We start from the raw sequence: 1,960 nt of genomic DNA on the forward strand, positions 1-1,960 counted from the left end.
ACTATAGGTTTAGAATGCATGACCCTAGGATTGGAAGGTTCTTTGCTATAGATCCATTGTCTTGGAACTATCCTGAATTAACACCTTACCAGTTTAGTTCTAATACAACAATTGCTGCAGTTGAATTAGAAGGGTTAGAGGCGGATTGGAAGTTTGACATTTTCTATGCAATGGAGGAGCAGGTAAAGGCTTTAGATAATGGAGCTTCTCATGAGCAGTCTCTCAAAGTTTATAGAGAGACCTTAGTAATGCTCAACAGATTTAGGCAAATGCCTGATGAAGCTGTTGGAGTGATGGCAGATTTTACACCTGGATTAGGTGACCTAAAAGGCTTGGTAGAAGTATTCACTAATAAAGATTTAGTAACTGGTGAAGAACTTGGCGGTTGGCGTTATTTAGGTTTAATAGGCTTAAGTGAATTAAGACATACTAGATGGCTTGGGAAAATAAGTGAAGGATCAGTAGCTATTAAGAACCTTAAAGTTTGTGGCTGCTTTACATCAGGTACTCAGATTTATACCAAAGATGGTTACAAAGATATAAAGGATATTAAAGTTGGTGACTTTGTTTGGGCATATGATGATGAAACAAGAGATTTAGCTTTAAAAGAAGTCACAGATACATTTACAAGGGAATATTCAGAAGTATATAAAATTTACTTTGCAGATGAAGTTGTAGAAGCTACAAATGAACATCCTTTCTTTATAGGTGGCAAATGGCTTGAAGTAAGAAATTTAAAACAAGGTGACTTGCTTACACTTTACAATGGGAGTATTGTTACTATTGATAAAATAGAAAGAACCAAAGGTCTTTATAAAGTATACAATTTTACTGTAAAAGATTACCATACCTATTATGTCTCTAAGCAAAATGTTCTGGTGCATAATGGTAATCCTTGCTCATTTTTAAACAAGAGCATTGTAGATAAAATGCGTAAGATAACGGTTGATCCAGATCAAGCTAAAAATTTTCAACCCGATGGAAAAACTTTGAACTTTACAATTGAAGATGACTTGATAATGGTAGATGGTAAAGCATTTACAGGCAATAAAGATTTTGTTATTACCAACGAAGGAGCTCTTCAATTAGGTAATGGTCATTATCATTTATCAGGTAATGCTGATTCTGTAAAAGGAGCAGGTGAAGTAGCAATTGTTAACGGTAAAATTACGGATGTAAGTACTAATAGTGGACATTATAAACCTCTTAAAGGAGATGCAACATCAGCCGCTGAAGCATTTAAGGATAGTAAGATAGCATCTGATGATATACTTCCATTTAATGGGGCATTACCATGGATTGATAATTAAATAATGTAATTTCGACATAATGAAAGTTTATAATACTAATAAAATTCACGAGGCGTTAGAATTAATAAGGAAACGAACTCATTTTTTAACTTCTAAATCTGTTAGTGCATTAGAGGATTATTTAACGGGCTACATGGTTTTTGGTAAATGGGGGTTCTATGATTGGAACTTAATATATAACGAAGGAGATGTAGATTTAAACGAATTTAGATTTTGGATACAAGGACAAAAAAATATACCGCTTTCTCAAGGACCAAGTTTTTCGAAATATTTGCTTGATAAGTGTAAAGGTGACGAAGAACAAGCTTTTGACTTATTTTATAAACTGCTTGATGAATTTAAAGAATTAAAAGGTAAGGGAAATGGGCCAGAATAGTTGGTGGCAAATCTCAATTATAAGAAAGACCTTAGCTTTATATTGGGTACAAATAACTAACCTTAAAAACCCAAAAACGTTCATTGAAATCGCCTTAAAAGGTGCAAAATTATAAGTCTGCATTTGGGATGCTAATCCCAAGGCGTCACGGTGCCACTGATGGCTACCGTTACGGCTTCCAGGGACAGGAAAAAGACGATGAGATAAAAGGTGAAGGGAATAGTATAAACTATAGGTTTAGAATGCATGACCCTAGGATTGGAAGGTTCTTTGC

The 1,960-nt window shown here is 34.5% G+C and carries 2 protein-coding genes; both read left to right on the top strand.

Going from position 1 to position 1,960, the window contains the following annotated elements:
- Positions 1-1,310 (top strand): polymorphic toxin-type HINT domain-containing protein (locus NCE97_RS15905; RefSeq protein WP_353780274.1); only part of this gene is annotated, 1,310 nt, incomplete at its 5' end.
- 19 nt (positions 1,311-1,329) lie between these two features.
- A complete protein-coding gene (locus tag NCE97_RS15910; RefSeq protein ID WP_353780275.1) occupies positions 1,330-1,686 on the top strand; it encodes a hypothetical protein in 357 nt (118 codons plus the stop codon).
- Positions 1,687-1,960 lie beyond the last annotated feature (274 nt).

Origin of the sequence: Winogradskyella sp. 3972H.M.0a.05 (assembly GCF_040493455.1) — a bacterium.
In the GTDB taxonomy this organism is placed as follows: Bacteria; Bacteroidota; Bacteroidia; order Flavobacteriales; family Flavobacteriaceae; genus Microcosmobacter.